This window comes from Kitasatospora sp. NPDC002227, from assembly GCF_040296285.1.
GTDB lineage: Bacteria > Actinomycetota > Actinomycetes > Streptomycetales > Streptomycetaceae > Kitasatospora.
Map to the genome: position 1 here is coordinate 1 of NZ_JBEOWY010000018.1, position 14949 is coordinate 14949.

The window sequence follows — 14949 nt, forward strand, 5'->3', positions numbered from 1 at the left end:
CAACGGCCCAAGCGTCGTTCGGCGTTGGCGGGCGACCCCACGCCGATTTTCACGCCCGCGAGGCGTCACCCGCAGGTGAACGGCTGACTCCTATGGATGTCAGTCCTTGTAGACGTGGAGGATCTTCCCGGTCGGGCCCGCAGTGAGGTAGCCGCCGCCGTCGTAGTTGTCCGTCAGGTAGTAGAGCAGGGTGATCCCGTCGGCGAACCAGCCGTACCGCACGGTGATGTAGCGGGACTTGGGGTTCGTGACCCCCAGCTCGGTGGTGGCGGTGGCGAACACGCCCGGGGTCTGGTTCCAGTCGATCTGGCTGAGGTCCGCCACCTTGTCGAGGCTGTTGACGGTGCCTCCCGGCTCGGAGGTGACCGTGCCGTTGCGGTAGCTGACCTCGTCCCAGTGCTTGGGGTTGTCCTTGTTCACCACCTTGGCACTGGCGTAGTCCGGGTAGATCGTCATGTCCGTGACCTCGGTGCTGCCGGTGGCCTTGCGGATCGCCTCGACCAGGCTGCGGGCGCCGTCCGGGGAGAGCAGGTCCTTGCCGGCGGCGACCGTGGCGCTGGTGGCCGCGGGCGTCGGCGCGGCGGCCTTGGGGGCGCTGGAGGAGGCTGCGCCCTGGGGCGGGCCGGACACCGAGGGTGTGGTGCCCGGGCCGGTGGCGGCGTGGTTGCCGGAGCCCGGGGTGTCGTGGTTGAGCGACCAGATCAGCAGGCCGCCCGCCAGCGCGGCGCCCACCACGGCCGCCACGGCCGGGACGGCGTGCCGGCCGATGCTGCCGCGCTCGGGCTTCCGGTCGGTCAGGTCGACCGGCGGCACGGGCCCGGCCGGCCCGGCGGGCTCGGCGGGCCGCAGGGCGTAGGTGGGCGTGCCGGGGTAGCTCGGGTGGCCGGCCTGGCCCGGGTACCCGGCTTGGCCCGGGTAGCCGCCCTGGCTCGGGAGAGGGGCCTGGCTCGGGTGGGCGGGCTGCGGGATCGCGTCATTGAGGTAGGTGGGGGAGTAGGACGAGCCGCCGAGGGTGCCGTCGATGCCCTGCTCGGCCGCGGCGAGCAGCCGGTCGAGCTCTGCGGCGTCGGGCCGGGTGGCGGGGTCGCGGGCCAGCAGCGCCGCCAGGGTCGGCCCGAGCGGGCCGCAGCGGGTCGGGGGCGGGAGGGGCTCGTCCATGATGGCGGCCAGGGTCGCCAGGGTGGTGGCGCGGCGCAGCGGGTGGTGGCCCTCCACGGCGACGTACAGCATCATGCCGAGCGACCAGAGGTCGGAGGCCGGGTTGCCCTCCTGGCCGCGGATCCGCTCGGGGGCGATGTACTCGGGCGATCCGATCAGCGAGCCGGTCGCGGTCAGGCTGGTGGACTCGCTGAGGGCGGCGATGCCGAAGTCGGTGAGCACCGGGGTGCCGTCGGCGCGCATCAGCACATTGGCCGGCTTGACGTCGCGGTGCTGGATCCCGGCGGCGTGGGCGGCCCGCAGGGCGGCGAGCACGCCGCGGCCGATCCGGGCGGCCTCGGCCGGTGCGAGCGGGCCCTGCTTGAGCCGGTCGTACAGCGAGCCCCCGCGCACCAGCTCCATCACCAGCCAGGGGTGCGGGAGTTCGGCGCTGTCCACGATGTGGTAGATGATCACCACGTTGGGGTGCTGGAGCCGGGCCAGTGCCTGGGCCTCGCGCAGCACCCGCTCGCGCAGCTCGTACGCGGCGGCCGGGTCGGCGGCGAGCATGGCCGGATCCGGCGGGCGGACCTCCTTGAGCGCCACCTCGCGCTTGAGCGCGGTGTCCCGGGCACGCCAGACCAAGCCCATACCGCCGCCGCCGAGTCGTTCCAGCAGCTCGAAGCGGCCGTCGACGAGCTGGGCGTCCGCCCACCCTGTAGTCATGGCGGTCATCGTAGGGGCTCCGGCGGACAGCTTCCGAACTCGCGATCGGGCCGTACCCGGAGGACCGAACGGGCCTCCGGATACGGCCGCGAAGGCGCTCAGCGGGCCGTGCCGGTGATCTGCGCGAGGGCCGGGCTCGCACCCGGGTAGGGGATCAGGCCGGTCCGGTTGGGGCCGACCCCGTCCAGTGAGGTCACGAGCGTGTTGCCCGGGTCCGTCCAGGCGACCACCCAGCCGCCGCCGGCCGCCGGGGCCACCGCCGGGCTGGTGCCGGGCTGGTACCCGGAGCCGTTGATGAACGCGGAGCCGCCGGGATCCAGTACCCAGGTCCAGCCCTCGACACCGTTGGCGGCGATGTCGATCTCCCCGGAGGGCAGGGTGGTGATCGCCGGGCTGGTGCCGTACGCCGCCGTGATCGTGGTCGGGAAGGTCTGCGCGTGGCCCCAGTCGGCCGTGCGCACGCTGTGGTCGGGCGCCTGGTAGGCGATCTCGTAGGCGCCCTTCTGCCCGGGGACGTACGTGATCGCGGGGCTGGTACCCGGGGCGACCGGGGCGTGCGGAGTGCCGAGCCCGCCCCAGCCGCTGACGGGGTCGATCACGTCCAGGTTGCCGTTCTGGTCCGCGTACGCGATCGCGACACCGGCCGAGGTGAAGGTCACCGCCGGGCTGCTACCGGCGGCCATCCCGAAGCCGGTGCTGCGTCCGCCGGTGGCGGGCGAGTAGGTCCACAGGACGCTGTTGTTGGCCTGGAACGCGACGGTGTAGGTGTCCGGGCCGGTGGCGGTGAGGCTCGGGCTGGTCCCCGCGGCCATCCCGAGGCCGGTGTCGGCCGCGGCGCCGCTGGGCGCCACCACCCACAGGTCGCCGTTGGTGCCCTGGTAGGCGGCCTGGTAGTCGCTGCCGACGTTGGCCAGCGCGACCCGGGTGCCCGGGCTCACCGGGGCGCCCCGGCCCGGCACCCGGGCGTGGGTCTCCACCTTGGTCTCGGTGCCCGAGTCGTCGGGGAAGGCCAGCGCGGCCCCGCCCAGCCCGTTCACGGTGTACTGCGTGACGGTGACCGACTTCGAGTACAGCTCGGTCTCGCCCCCGCTGTTGGCCGCGCTCAGGGTCCAACTCGCCACGCTCGGCCCGTCCTGCGTGATCTGGACGGTCCGGGTGCCGGAGGCCGGCACGGTCTCGTCGCCGTCGAAGCCGGGGCCGGACATCCGCTCGGAGGTGATCGGGCACCCGGCGGTCCCGCTCGCCTTCCAGCTGACGGCCACCTTGCCGCCGGACATGACGGTGTTCGGATTCACCATGACCGTCCCGACCGGCTCGCACAGGGCGGCGGCCGCAGTCGCGGGGCCGGCCGCGAGGGCCAGGCTCCCGGCGGTCAGGGCCAGCGCGGCGACGAGGCCGCCGCGTCGTGCTGATGATATACGCATGTTCGTTCCTCTGATCAGTGGTAGAAGTACGGGTCGAGCACGCGGACTTCGGTGACCTGGCCGGCGGGCAGCCCGGCAGCCCGGCAGCCCGGCGGCTGGGACCGCGCCGCGGACGGCAGCGCCCGGCGCCCTTCGGGGGGCGGCCGGGGTGTGCAGCCCGTCGGCGAAGCTCCGACGGACGGGGTGTCGCGGCAGGTCGCACGCTCCTTCCCGGCCCAGAGCATCCGCCCGGCGGCGACCCGGCCGCATCGGGAGCGCCTCCCTACCTTGGGATCGCGAACTCCCCATGCCAGGCGGTGAGTCGGCGAACCTAGACTTGGCCGGTATGGGGATCCTGGAGCGGGAGGGCGAGCTGGCGGCCTTACGGGACTGCCCGCCGGGCCGGGTCGTCCTGGTCACGGGGGAGGCGGGGATCGGCAAGACCTCGCTGGTGCGGGCCTTCTGCGCCCAGGCGGGACGGCCGGTGCTGCGCGGCGCCTGCGACGCGCTCCGGACGCCCCGGCCGCTCGGCCCCTGGTACGAGCTGGCCGCCGCGGCGGGCGGGCGGCTGGCCGGGCTGGCCCGCACGGGCGGGCCGCGGCACGCGCTCTTCACCGCGCTGCTGGCGGAGTTGACGGAGCGTCAGTGGCTGACGGTGGTCGAGGACGCGCACTGGGCGGACGAAGCCACCGTCGACCTGCTGGTCTTCCTCGGGCGGCGGATCGCCACGACGGGCAGCCAACTCGTCGTCACCTACCGGGAGGAGGAGGTGGGCCCCGCCCACCCGCTGCACCGGCTGACCGGCGCACTGGCCACCGACCGGACGGTGCTCCGACTCCGGCCCGCGCCGCTGTCGGCCGCGGCCGTCGGTGAACTGGCCAGCCAGGGCGGCCCGCACGCCGCCGAACTGCACGCCAGGACCGGTGGCAACCCGTTCTTCGTGACCGAGGCGCTCGCCGACCCGGGGCGGCGCCTGCCCCGGACCGTCCGGGACGCCGTACTGGCCCGGGCGGTCGCCCTCGGCGCCGCCCGGCGCGGCGCGCTGGAGGCGGTGGCGGTGTTCCCCGACGGCGCACCGGCGGCACTGGTCCCGGCGCCGGCGGAGGCCGTCGACGCCTGCGTGGAGGCCGGGGTGCTGGAGGCGGAGGGGAGCCTGGTCCGGTTCCGCCACGAGCTGGCGCGGCTGGCTGTCGAGGAGAGCATCCCGCCCGGCCGGCGCGCCGCGCTGCACCGGCAGGCCCTGACCGGCCTGGCCGCGGCCGGTGCCGCACCGGCCCAACTGGCCCACCACGCGGAGGGATCGGCCGACGGGCCGGCGGTGCTGCGGCACGCCCCCGAGGCCGCCCGCTGCGCCGCTGCGCTCGGGGCCGACCGGCAGGCCGCCGAGCACTACGCGCAGGCGCTGCGGTTCGCCGACCTGCTGCCCCCGCCGGAGCACGCCGGGCTGCTCGAGTCCTACGCCGAGTCCTGCGGGCGCCTGTGCCGGGACGAGGAGGCCGTCGAGGCGCTGCGCAGGGCGCTGAGCCTGGGTGCCCGGCCCGAGCAGGAGGCCGCGCTGCTCGCCAGGTGCGCCTACCACCTGTGGCGCGGGGGGCAGGGCGCCGAGGCGCTGGAGACCGGCCGCGCCGCCCGCACGGCGGCCGACCGGATGCCGCCGGGGCCCGCCCAGGCCGCCGCGCACACCTGGTCGGCCATGCTGCTGATGCTGGCGCGGGAGATCCCCGAGGCCGTCCGCACCGGCTGGCGGGCGGTCTGGCTGGCCGAGCGGTACGGGCAGCGGCAGTTGCTCGCGCAGGCGCTCAACGCGATCGGCTCCGCCCAGTGGTTCTGCGCGCCCGAGGCGGCCGAGGAGACGCTGGCCCGGAGCATCGAGGCGGCCAGGAGCGCCGGGGACGACGTGGCGGTCGGAGCGGCGCTGACCAACCTCGGCTCGGGTGCCGGGGAGGTCCGGCGGTACGCCGTGGCCCAGCCCTGGCTGCAGGAGGCGGTCAGCTGGTGCGGGGACCGGGACTTCGACGGCCACCGGGCCTACGCCACCGCCTGGTTGGCGCGCTGCCTGTTCGAGCGCGGCCGGTGGGAGGAGGCCGAGGCGGCGCTCGGCGAGGTCGACACCGGCGCGGGCGCCGGCGCCCGCACGGTGGCCCTCACCGTGCTCGGCCGGCTGCAGGCCAGGCGCGGTGACCCCCGGGCCGCCGCGACGCTGGACACCGCGTGGGAGCTGGCCGCGCGTGCCGAGAGCCTGCAGCGGCTGTGGCCGGCCGCCGCGGCCCGCGCCGAGCTGCACTGGTTGGCCGGGCGGCCGACCGACCGACTGGTGCGGCCCACCTACGAGTTGGCGGTCCAGCTGGGGCATGGTTGGGCGGCCGGTGAGCTCGGCCAGTGGCTCGACCCGGCGGCGCCGCCGTCGGAGCAGGGCGGCGCGGCCGAGCCGTACCGGCTGCCTCCGGCCGAGGCGGCGGCCGCCTGGGAGCGGCTCGGCTGCCCGTACGAATCGGCGCTCGCCCTGGCCGGGGACCCGGATCAACTCCACGTGGCACTGCGGAGGTTGGAGCGGCTCGGTGCCGGCCCGGCGGCCGAGCGGATCGCCGGGCGGCTGCGCGGGCAGGGGCGGCGGCCGCCCCGCCGGTCGACCCTCGCCGACCAGGACGGGCTGACCGCCCGGCAGGCCGAGGTGCTCGCACTGGTGGCGGCCGGGCTGAGCGATGCGGAGATCGCCCGGCAGCTCGGCATCTCCCCCAAGACCGTCGGCCACCACGTCTGCGCGGTGCTCGCCAAGCTCGGGGTGCGCAGCCGGCGGGAGGCCGCCCGGCGGGCGGCGGCTCGGGCCGGGGGGCTTGACGGCTGAACGCTACGGGCCGCACGCTCTGCCGCACATGACGGCGGGGAGTGGGGAGGCGCGTGGTGGGCGGGCGGCGGTTGTGGCGGGGCGTGCTGATCGGGCTCGGAGTGCTGGCCGGGCTCTGCCTGGTGGCGGCGGTCGTGGTGGCGGCGGTGGCGGTCCGGGTGGACGGGCACAGCATGCAGCCGACGCTGGCGGACGGTCAGCGGCTGCTGACCGTGCCGGGGACGGGCGGCACGGCGCACCGGTTCGACGTGGTGCTGCTGCGCACGCCGGGGCGGGAGACCACCATCGTGAAGCGGGTGATCGGGCTGCCCGGCGACCGGGTGGAGATCACCTCGACGCCGGACCAGCCGTTCACCGTGCTGGTCCAGCCCGGCGGCAGCGGGCCCTGGTACCGGGTGGGCCAGCCGAGCTGGCCAGGCCAGGCGCACCGCAGCAGCAACTGCTGCCTGCCGGACGGGCGCCGGGACGCCACCGCGCACGCGCAGACCGTGCCGCCGGGCAAGCTGTTCTTCCTGGGCGACAACCCCGACGGCTCGGACGACGCCCGCAGCTTCGGCTGGGGTGAGCTGGCCACCGTCAGCGGCCGGGTCGGCCTGCGGGTCTGGCCGCTCGGCGCGCTGGGCGCACTGCCGGCCGCGCCCACCCTCACCGCGGTGCCGGTGCCGGTGCCGGTGCCGGTGCCGGTGTCGGCGTCCTGACCGCGATTGCGATACGGCGGGGAGCGGAATTCATTACCGTACGACCCGGAGCGGAAATACCGAACCGGCGGTGTCCGGGAGGAAATGCGAAACGCCGGGTAGCGGAATTCGGGGTCAGCCGGGGTCGACCACGCCGGAGACCCGCATGACGATCTCGGCGATCCGCTGCGCCGCCGCGGTGATCCCGTCCGGCTCCGGGTGGGCCGAGGACTGCAGCAGGTGGCTCGCGGTGAGCCGGACCACGGCCTCGACGGCGAGCGAGCGGGAGAGGGTGTCGACCTCCGGCCAGACCTCCTCGGTGTAGCCGACCAGCAAGCCGGAGAAGGTGTCGAAGGCGGCGTCCGAGCGGGTGGTCAGATAGGTGAGCAGGCCGCCCTCGTCCTCCCGGCCGGCCGTCAGCACGGCTCTGAGCAGCGGGTTCTCGGCCGCCTCGAGGAGGATGAAGCCGACGCCCGCCTCGGTGGAGGCGCGCAGCCGGCCGCGGTGCGCCTCGAGTTCGGCCAGCACGCCGAGCGCGATCCGCCCGAGCTCCCGGTTGAAGAGCTCCAGGCCCAGGCCCTCCTTGGAGCCGAACTCGTTGTAGACCGTCTGCCGGCTGACCCCGGCCTGGGTCGCGACCGCGGTCATGTGCAGCCGCCGGAACCCGCGCGCCACGATCAGCTCGGCCGCCGTGTCGAGCAGCCGGGTGCGCAGCGGCGAGCTCTCGGGTTCGTGGTGCGGGGCGGGGAGTTGAGCCATTCACGGAGTCTAGTCAGCGAATCCTGTTCATCTTATTGACGCCATGTCTGATAGTGCCTAGCGTCTGGACACACTGCCGAATGTGTAAACCAGTTCGGGTGGTTTCCAGGCGGATCCTCCCGTAATCGGCAGCTCCCTCACCCACCCCCCCGCCCCGGCGGGAAGAGAGTCGGAGTGACTCATGCTGGACAGATCCGAGGAAGGCACAGCCCAGGGCACAGACGCACGGCCGGCCGCGCAGCCCCGCGGGGTGACCCGCTGGCGGCGCAGCGCGGTGGTGGCCGTCCCGGCCGTCGTCGCGATCACCGTGATGGCGGTGGCGATGACCGAGGGTGCGCTGGCGGCGAACCTGTCGCTCACCGCCGTCCCGTTCACCCTCAGCTCGAACACCGTGGCCGCCCCCAAGGGCCTCGGCGCCGTCATGACCACGGTGAACGCGGGCACCAGCCCGACCGCCGTGACCGAGGTCGGCCTCGCGAAGGCGGGCCTGGACGGCATCTGCATCCACGCCACCCAGTCGGTCAACCTGCCGGTGGTGGGCACCGTCGGCACCTGGTCGCTCAACATCACCTCGCCGGCGGCCACCACCCCGCTGACCACCGCCCAGCTCGACGCGGGCCAGGGGCTGCAGGCCAGCAACCTGATCCTGGACGGCGGCGCGATCACCGGCGCCAGCGCGACGCTGAACGCCACCGCCACCACGCCCAACCAGATCGGTGCGGGGGCCGACAGCGCCAACATCAAGAACAGCGGCATCACCGACGGCTCCACCGGCCAGTTCGGTCTGGACGCCACCGGTGGCGAGACCGACATCAGTGGTCTCAAGGCCCACGCGAACGGCGCCACCCTGGGCGGGGCGATCACCCTGCCCAACCTCAACATCGCGCTCGTCAACGGCGACACCGCCGGGAAGGGTGCGGGCGGCGGCGACTGCTGATCCGCCGGCGGCGCGGGGGGTGGAATGAATGTTCATTCCCCGCTGCCGCTGCCGCTCCCGGTGTGTGGAATGAACATTCATTCCACCACTGGCATGCCCGGGCGGGGCGGAATGAACATTCATTCCGCCCCGCTCGAGTGGAGCCCGCCCCGCCAGGGTGGAGCCCGCACCACCGGGGCTCCACCCGTACCGACCCCCGACCCCGATGAGGTTCACGATGGCTGACGACCACCCCGGCGCCCTGAGACGGGCCCGGCTCGCCTTCCGCGGCTGGCGCCGCACCCGGCCCTTCTGGGCTGCCGTCTGGACGGCCCTCGGCGGGTTTGTCATCTTCTACCTGCCCCTGGCCCCGGTCACCGCACTGCTGCACGTGGGCCTCGGCGGCATCACCGGCATGGCCGGCGGCGCGATCCTGATGGCGCTCGCCCTGCTGATGCTGCTGCTGCCGAGCCAGCGCTACACCGCCGGGATCATCACGGTGATCGTCGGCGTCGCCTCCTTCCCGCTGACCAACCTGGGCGGGTTCTTCGTCGGCATGTTCTGCAGCGTGCTCGGCGGGGTGATGGCGGTCGGCTGGATGCCGGCCAAGCCGGCCCGCAAGTGGCGCCGCCTCCGGCGGATCGCGGCCGCCGAGGCCGCCGCCCCCAACTCCTGACACCCATTCGGACGGTACAGATGAACCTCCGTCAGTCAACGCGCCAGTGGCACACCCGCGGCCGCACCGCCGCCCTCGACTGGAACCGGCGGATGCTCGAAGAGGCCGCCGACGGCACCCGGCGCGGCACCTGCTGGGGCCGCTGTGCCGCCGTCCTGCTGCCCGCCGGGCTCGGTGCCGGGGCGCTCGGGGCGAGCATGGCCGCCGGCGTGCTCGCGGCGAGCTTCAACGTGACCAACACGCCGTTCACCCTGATGTCCAACGGGGTCTCCGGTACCGGCTTCGGCGCGATCCTCAACACGCCCACCATCGAGTCGAACACCGGCACCACCTCCAACTCCACCGCGATGGCCCGGGTCGGCTTCGCCAGCGCCAACCTGGCCGGGCTGTGCGGGATCGTCCACCAGTCCTTCGCCGGGGTGGGCTACTCGCTGCTGCTGACGGCCGGCCAGCAGGTCACCGCGACCCCGCCGGCCACCTTCACCACCGACCTGAACGCCTCCAACCTCTACATCGAGGCGCCCTCGCTGAACGCCAGCGGCAGCACCACTCTGCAGAACGCGGTGCTCGGGATGGCCGCCGACCAGGTGATGGTGGCGGGCTCCCCGCTCACCGGCGCCCAGGCGGGCGGCTTCGGCCTCGGCTCGGCCGGCTCCGGGCCGGGCGGCAGCACCGTCACGCTGGCCGGGCTCAATGCCACCGCGAACACGGCCGAGATCGCCGGTTCGCTGACCCTGCAGTCGCTCTCGATCAGGGTCGTCCCCGGATCGGCGACCTCGTGCTGAGCCGGGCCCGGGCCGGCTGGGGCTGGTTCCGGGCGTTCCGGCGGACCAGGCCGTTCTGGGGCTCGCTCTGGCTGGTGGTCGGCGGCTGGACGGTGCTCAAGTTCTCGCTCGGCGCGATCCGCCTGGTGACGGTGACCGGTTTCAACGCGCTCTCGGGCTACCTGGTCGGCGGCGGCATGATGCTGTGCGGGCTGGTCCCGCTGGTGCTGCCGCGGCAGCGGTACACCTTCGGGCTGATCGGCGTCGTGCTGGCGGTGGTCTCGCTGGTGCTGTCCAATCTCGGCGGCTTCCTGGCCGGGATGCTCTTCGGGGTGCTGGGCGGGGCGATGATGGTCGGCTGGGGGCCGCGTCGGGAGCGCAGGGTGCGGGGTGCGCAGTGAACCGGTGGCGTCAACTCCTGTCCGTCGCAGGGGCGTTCGCCCTGCTGGTCGCGGTGGCGGTGCTGCCCGGCGAGGGCCACGCGCACGCCGCCGCCCCGCAGGTGCTGCCCGGGGAGCCGGCGCCGCTCGGGATGCCGTACCTGCCGACGCCGAGCGCGATGCACGTGACCATCGACAACCTGACGGCGATCGGGCTGACGGTGAAGAACAACGTGACCATCCGGCTCTCCGACGGCACCACCGTCACCACCACCCAGTACACCTTCACCCAGCTGCAGGTGAACAGCCATATGCACGTCACCCACACCGCCCCCGACGGCACGGCGCTGACCATCGACATCCCGGCCGCCGGCTCCCTCGGCGGCCTGGACACCGCCGGGCAGCCGGAGACCACCGTGATGTGGGGCACGATCGACAACATCTGCGTCACCGTGCTGATCCCGATCTGCGGGGTGCAGGGCCTGCTCAACTTCTTCGGCTCGTTCATCAAGCTGAACGCCGGCGCCAGCGGCTTCGACGCCCGGGTCTACGGCATTCAAACCATCGACAACCACGCCGCGCTGAGCTCCACCGACAACCCCGTCCACCTGCCCGGCACGATCACGGTGACCACCCCGTGAGCGCCCCCGGGGGCGAGGAAGGCCGGACGCACTGGCGGCAGGCCTCGCTCGTGCTGCTGCCCGCACTGGTCGCGGCGGGCGGACTCGGCGGGGCGCTGGCCGACGGGGCGCTGGCCAGTTCGCTGCTGGTGCAGAGCGGCACCATCCAGCTGACCACCACCAGCCTGTACGGCACCCACTACGCCGCCGCCCTGGTCGACCAGACCTACGAGACCGCCACCGGCGCCACCGGCACCGCCCACCCGCTGCGGATGGGCTTCGCGAACGGCCTGCTGAACGGCCTCTGCCTGGCCCAGCAGCAGCAGATCCTGGGCGCCACCTACACCTTGATGATCACCCTGGGCGACACCGACCCGGGCAGCTGGGAGATCAGCACCCAGAACACCGTGCTCGACCTGCGCAGCGCCACCGGTGTGCTCGACATGGACGGCCTGGTCGATCTCAACATCAACGGCCCGGACGTCACCACGGTGAACGACGCGAACGGCGTGCCGGTGCCCAACCCGCTGCTCAGCCCCGAGCACCGCTTCGGCATCCAGGCCGGGTACGCCAAGTTCGACCGGGTGACCGCCACCGTGGACGACCTGCAGGTGCCGGGCCTGCTCACCACGCCCGGGCTGAACATCTCCGTCCATCCGGGCGCGGCGAGCTGTCCGGCCCCGCCCGCCCCGACCGGGACACCGGGCACGCCATGACCTGACGGAGCGTCAGGAAGCCTTCGGCAGGGCGCCGGTGATCTGCTGGGCGAACTTGCCGGCGGTGGCCGCACCACTGTCCTTGGGGCTGCTGGCGAGGACGGTCACCACGGCCGCACCCTTGCGCGCGGCGATCAGGGTGGTGCCGCCCTTCCAGGCGGCGCTGGTCATGGTGATCTCGTAGGCGCCGTCACCGAGGCCCGTGAGGGGCTTCTCGGTGACGCGGACCTTGGCGTGGGTCTGGTCGTCGGTGTAGGAGGGGCAGACCTTGTCGAGCATGCCGAGCGCCTTCAGCACCGTCTGGGCGGTGTCGCCCTGGTAGACGTCCACCTCCTGGGCGATCTCGGCGGAGGCGTTCTTGTCGATGTAGTCGTTCTGCGCGAACGAGACGCCGTCGATGCCGGTGATGGCCGACCAGGAGGTGCCGCCGAGCTTGGTGCAGTCCGGCTTCGGCACGTCGGCGGTGGTCGGCTCCTGGAAGGTGTCGCCGGTGTCCCGGCTGCCCGAGTCGTCCAGGGCGTAGCCGGCCGGGAAGGCGGCGGCCGGGACGAGCGCCTGCTTCAGCTGGGTGCCGGTCGGCAGGTGGGCGTTCGGGCCGGCCGGCTGCGAGGCGGTGGCCGTGGGATCCGCCCCGGCCGCGGTGGTGGCGGCCGCTGGGGCGGCGGCGGGGGCGGCGCTCTTGGCGGCGGAGGAGCAGGCGGTGAGGGCCAGTGGCAGCAGGCTCGCGGCGAGCAGACGGCGGGAGAGGGTGCGCAGGGGCATGGCGGATCGTCTTCCGGTCGGGGATGCGGAGGGCATGCGGGGGGCATGCGGGAGGAGGGGTCGCTGCGGGGGTGCGACCGAGGCGGCATCCTATAGCCGGTGAACGTCCCTGCGAGAATCGGGTCTTCGCAGGTCAGATGGGGTGTGGAGGGTGTGCGCGTGGAGTGCTGGCGCCGGGACCGGCCTTCGCAGATCGTCCCCGGGCCGTCAGGTGTCGGCCCGGGGACGGGAGGTTCAGCTCGGGGATTCGGCGCCCTTGCGGGCGTAGTACCACCAGGTGAGGGCCAGGCAGCTGAGGTAGAAGGCCACGAAGCCCCACATGGCGCTGGTGACGGCGAAGTTGGCGAACATGGCCGGGATGAAGAAGAAGCCGTAGGCGGCGATCGCGGCCGTGAAGCCGGTGACGGCGCCGGACTCGGTCTCGGCCTGCTTCAGCGCCTGGTCGTGGGCGGGGGTGCCCTCGGCCAGCCCCTTCAGGTGGCGGCTGCGGAAGATCACCGGGATCTGCCGGAAGGTCGAGCCGTTGCCGAGGCCGGAGAAGAGGAACGCGGCCAGGAAGCAGGCGAAGAAGCCGTAGAAGGAGCCCTGGTCACCGCCGGACGGCAGGAAGGCGATCACACCGACGATGGACAGCGCCATCCCCGCGAAGGACAGCAGGGTGACCCTGGCCCCGCCGAGCCGGTCGGCGATCCAGCCGCCGCCCCAGCGGGCGAGCGCGCCGAGCGCCGGGCCCATCCAGGCGTAGGTGGCCACCGAGTAGGCGGGGAAGGTGGTCTTGATGAGCAGCGGCAGGGCGGCCGCGAAGCCGATGAACGAGCCGAAGGTGCCGACGTACAGCCAGGTCATCAGCCAGGTGTGCTTGCGCCGGAAGATGACCTTCTGCCGCTTGAACGGGGTGGCGGCGGCCTTGAGGTCGTTCTGCCCGAACCAGCTGACGGCGGCCAGCAGCACCAGCAGCGGGATCCAGACGAAGGCGGCGTTCTGCAGGAAGACGGGGGTGCCGTCCGCCCTGTGCTGGGCCGAGCCGATGGCGAGCGCGGAGGAGGTGATCAGGATCGGGGTGAGCAACTGCACCACCGAGACACCCAGATTGCCCAGGCCGCCGTTGATGCCGGTCGCGCTGCCCTTCTCCCGCTTGGGGAAGAAGAAGCCGATGTTGGCCAGCGAGGAGGAGAAGTTCGCGCCGCCGAAGCCGCAGAGCGCCGCGATCGCCGCGAGCTCCAGGTAGGAGGTCGAGGTGTCCTGGATGGCGAGGCCGAGCCAGAGCAGCGGGCCGACCAGGACGAGGGTGGAGAGCGCGGTGAAGCGGCGCTGGCCGATCCGGGGGCCGAGGAAGGTGTAGAGGATCCGGGCCGTGCCGCCGGTGAGGCCGGGGATCGCGGTCAGCCAGAACAGCTGCGAGGTGGAGAGCTGGAAGCCGACGTCCTTGAGGTTGGTCGCGGTGACCGACCAGACCTGCCAGACCACGAAGGCCACCAGCAGTGCCGGGACGGCGATCCAGAGATTGCGGGTGGCCACCCGGCGGCCGACGGAGCGCCAGAAGACCTGGTCCTCGGGATCCCAGTCGGTGACGGTACGGCCCGGCCGGTACTGCTCGAGGCCGGGCCGGTCGTCGGCGGGCGGGCGGGCGGAGTGTCTGAGCGAGGTACTCACGGTGCGTCCCCTGCAATCACGAGGCATCGGTGGACTTGTCTCCACCGTGCGCCTTTACCGGGGCATTACCGAGAGCCGTAGGTCGCGTCCACCCCGGCCGAAGGTCCCGTCGGATCAGCCCAGGGTCACGCCGCGCTCCTCGGCGAGGGCCTCCAGGCCGTAACGGGCGACGTGCTCGGCGTTGCCCAGGTCGACGGTGCGGAAGCCCGCGGCCGCCAGCCGCTCGTTGATCTCGTCCAGGTGCTGCTGCACCAGCAGCTTCTCGGCATCCGTGGTGCGGCCCTTGTGCGGCCGCCCGGCGAACTCCACGCTCGCGTAGTTGACCCGCTCCTTGGCGGCGGCCGGGGCCGCGGCCTGGCCCGGCACGGTGGCCGCCACCCGCTTGGCACCGCGCAGCACCTCGGCCATCGAGCCGGCCACGGCCAGCCGGTCGAAGGTCTCGGCCTCGAGGACCATCGTCTGCGGCTCCGCCGAACCCGGCCGGTGCAGCTCGACCGTCACCAGGTCCAGCGCCAGCTCCTCCACCGAGGCCAGCTCCTCGGCCAGCGCCTCGATCTCGACCGGCCCGTGCTCCAGTTCGGGGTGCTGGCGCACCACGACGCGCACCAGGTCGTCCTCGTCCTCGACGTGCTTGCCCGTCAGGTCCGAGAACCGGATGATCTTCTGGCCCATTGTCTGCTCCTCCTGCGACTGCGATCGGCCAAGAGCCTAAGGCCCCGGGGTGGGAGCTGTTCGAGTACCAGGGGGAGCGGATGCGGGACCTGTCGTGGAGCGGGCCGGCCGGGGCACCGCGCAGGTGGCGCAGGTGGCGATCAGACAGAACACGCCGCCCCGTCCGACCGGGCCGGGCGGTCGTCGTACGGTCGCACGGACTCGGGGCGGAACGTGATCGGCGAGAACGTCGTGAACTGCCGT

14 protein-coding genes are annotated in these 14949 nt (G+C 73.6%); 8 read left to right on the top strand and 6 right to left on the bottom strand.

Annotated elements, in window-relative coordinates; genetic code table 11:
* Positions 1 to 99: 99 nt before the first annotated feature.
* Both ABT095_RS18175 and ABT095_RS18180 read right to left on the bottom strand, forming a co-directional pair.
* On the bottom strand, positions 100 to 1863 hold the full coding sequence (locus tag ABT095_RS18175; protein WP_350530431.1) for a serine/threonine-protein kinase: 1764 nt from the start codon (positions 1861 to 1863) through the stop codon (positions 100 to 102).
* A 98-nt stretch (positions 1864 to 1961) separates the two neighbouring features.
* Positions 1962 to 3287, bottom strand: coding sequence for a hypothetical protein (locus ABT095_RS18180; protein ID WP_350530432.1), 1326 nt, complete (start codon positions 3285 to 3287; stop codon positions 1962 to 1964).
* 325 nt (positions 3288 to 3612) lie between these two features.
* On the opposite strand from ABT095_RS18180, the gene ABT095_RS18185 reads away from it, so the two are divergent.
* Positions 3613 to 6111, top strand: coding sequence for an ATP-binding protein (locus ABT095_RS18185; RefSeq protein WP_350530433.1), 2499 nt, complete (start codon positions 3613 to 3615; stop codon positions 6109 to 6111).
* Positions 6112 to 6164: 53 nt separating this feature from the next.
* Positions 6165 to 6809 (top strand): signal peptidase I, encoded by a 645-nt coding sequence (gene lepB / locus ABT095_RS18190; RefSeq protein WP_350530434.1) that lies wholly within the window; start codon positions 6165 to 6167, stop codon positions 6807 to 6809.
* Between the two features lie 114 nt (positions 6810 to 6923).
* Here the strand turns inward: lepB and ABT095_RS18195 are convergent, their stop codons facing one another.
* Entirely contained in the window at positions 6924 to 7547 is a 624-nt protein-coding gene (locus ABT095_RS18195) for a TetR/AcrR family transcriptional regulator (protein WP_350530435.1), read from the bottom strand.
* 181 nt (positions 7548 to 7728) lie between these two features.
* Between ABT095_RS18195 and ABT095_RS18200 the strand changes: the two genes are divergently transcribed.
* From ABT095_RS18200 to ABT095_RS18225, 6 genes are all read left to right on the top strand, one after another.
* Complete coding sequence (locus ABT095_RS18200; RefSeq protein WP_350530436.1) at positions 7729 to 8484, top strand: cholesterol esterase; 756 nt, start codon at positions 7729 to 7731, stop codon at positions 8482 to 8484.
* 217 nt (positions 8485 to 8701) lie between these two features.
* The gene (locus tag ABT095_RS18205; protein WP_350530437.1) at positions 8702 to 9139 is read left to right on the top strand and encodes a DUF6114 domain-containing protein; all 438 of its coding nucleotides are present in this window, start codon (positions 8702 to 8704) and stop codon (positions 9137 to 9139) included.
* 20 nt (positions 9140 to 9159) lie between these two features.
* Positions 9160 to 9924, top strand: coding sequence for a DUF6230 family protein (locus tag ABT095_RS18210; protein WP_350530438.1), 765 nt, complete (start codon positions 9160 to 9162; stop codon positions 9922 to 9924).
* Complete coding sequence (locus tag ABT095_RS18215; protein ID WP_350530439.1) at positions 9918 to 10304, top strand: DUF6114 domain-containing protein; 387 nt, start codon at positions 9918 to 9920, stop codon at positions 10302 to 10304. The genes ABT095_RS18210 and ABT095_RS18215 overlap by 7 nt, the downstream gene beginning before the upstream one ends.
* Positions 10301 to 10924 carry a hypothetical protein gene (locus ABT095_RS18220; protein WP_350530440.1) on the top strand — a complete coding sequence of 208 codons (624 nt, stop codon included), beginning with the start codon at positions 10301 to 10303 and terminating at the stop codon, positions 10922 to 10924. The genes ABT095_RS18215 and ABT095_RS18220 overlap by 4 nt, the downstream gene beginning before the upstream one ends.
* Positions 10921 to 11619, top strand: coding sequence for a DUF6230 family protein (locus ABT095_RS18225; RefSeq protein WP_350530441.1), 699 nt, complete (start codon positions 10921 to 10923; stop codon positions 11617 to 11619). The genes ABT095_RS18220 and ABT095_RS18225 overlap by 4 nt, the downstream gene beginning before the upstream one ends.
* 12 nt (positions 11620 to 11631) lie before the next feature.
* Here the strand turns inward: ABT095_RS18225 and ABT095_RS18230 are convergent, their stop codons facing one another.
* The 3 genes from ABT095_RS18230 to ABT095_RS18240 all read right to left on the bottom strand — a co-directional run bounded on the left by ABT095_RS18230 (position 11632) and on the right by ABT095_RS18240 (position 14706).
* Positions 11632 to 12381: a hypothetical protein gene (locus tag ABT095_RS18230; RefSeq protein ID WP_350530442.1), complete on the bottom strand. Its 750-nt coding sequence runs from the start codon at positions 12379 to 12381 to the stop codon at positions 11632 to 11634.
* 234 nt (positions 12382 to 12615) lie between these two features.
* The gene (locus ABT095_RS18235) at positions 12616 to 14034 is read right to left on the bottom strand and encodes a NarK family nitrate/nitrite MFS transporter (RefSeq protein WP_350530443.1); all 1419 of its coding nucleotides are present in this window, start codon (positions 14032 to 14034) and stop codon (positions 12616 to 12618) included.
* Positions 14035 to 14148: 114 nt separating this feature from the next.
* A complete protein-coding gene (locus tag ABT095_RS18240; protein ID WP_350530444.1) occupies positions 14149 to 14706 on the bottom strand; it encodes a hypothetical protein in 558 nt (185 codons plus the stop codon).
* Positions 14707 to 14949: the final 243 nt, after the last annotated feature.

Coding starts and splice junctions, on each gene's coding strand:
- ABT095_RS18175 (WP_350530431.1), bottom strand. CDS start 1,863: ATGACTACAGGGTGGGCGGACGCCCAGCTCGTCGACGGCCGCTTCGAG.
- ABT095_RS18180 (WP_350530432.1), bottom strand. CDS start 3,287: ATGCGTATATCATCAGCACGACGCGGCGGCCTCGTCGCCGCGCTGGCC.
- ABT095_RS18185 (WP_350530433.1), top strand. CDS start 3,613: ATGGGGATCCTGGAGCGGGAGGGCGAGCTGGCGGCCTTACGGGACTGC.
- ABT095_RS18195 (WP_350530435.1), bottom strand. CDS start 7,547: ATGGCTCAACTCCCCGCCCCGCACCACGAACCCGAGAGCTCGCCGCTG.
- ABT095_RS18200 (WP_350530436.1), top strand. CDS start 7,729: ATGCTGGACAGATCCGAGGAAGGCACAGCCCAGGGCACAGACGCACGG.
- ABT095_RS18205 (WP_350530437.1), top strand. CDS start 8,702: ATGGCTGACGACCACCCCGGCGCCCTGAGACGGGCCCGGCTCGCCTTC.
- ABT095_RS18210 (WP_350530438.1), top strand. CDS start 9,160: ATGAACCTCCGTCAGTCAACGCGCCAGTGGCACACCCGCGGCCGCACC.
- ABT095_RS18230 (WP_350530442.1), bottom strand. CDS start 12,381: ATGCCCCTGCGCACCCTCTCCCGCCGTCTGCTCGCCGCGAGCCTGCTG.
- ABT095_RS18240 (WP_350530444.1), bottom strand. CDS start 14,706: ATGGGCCAGAAGATCATCCGGTTCTCGGACCTGACGGGCAAGCACGTC.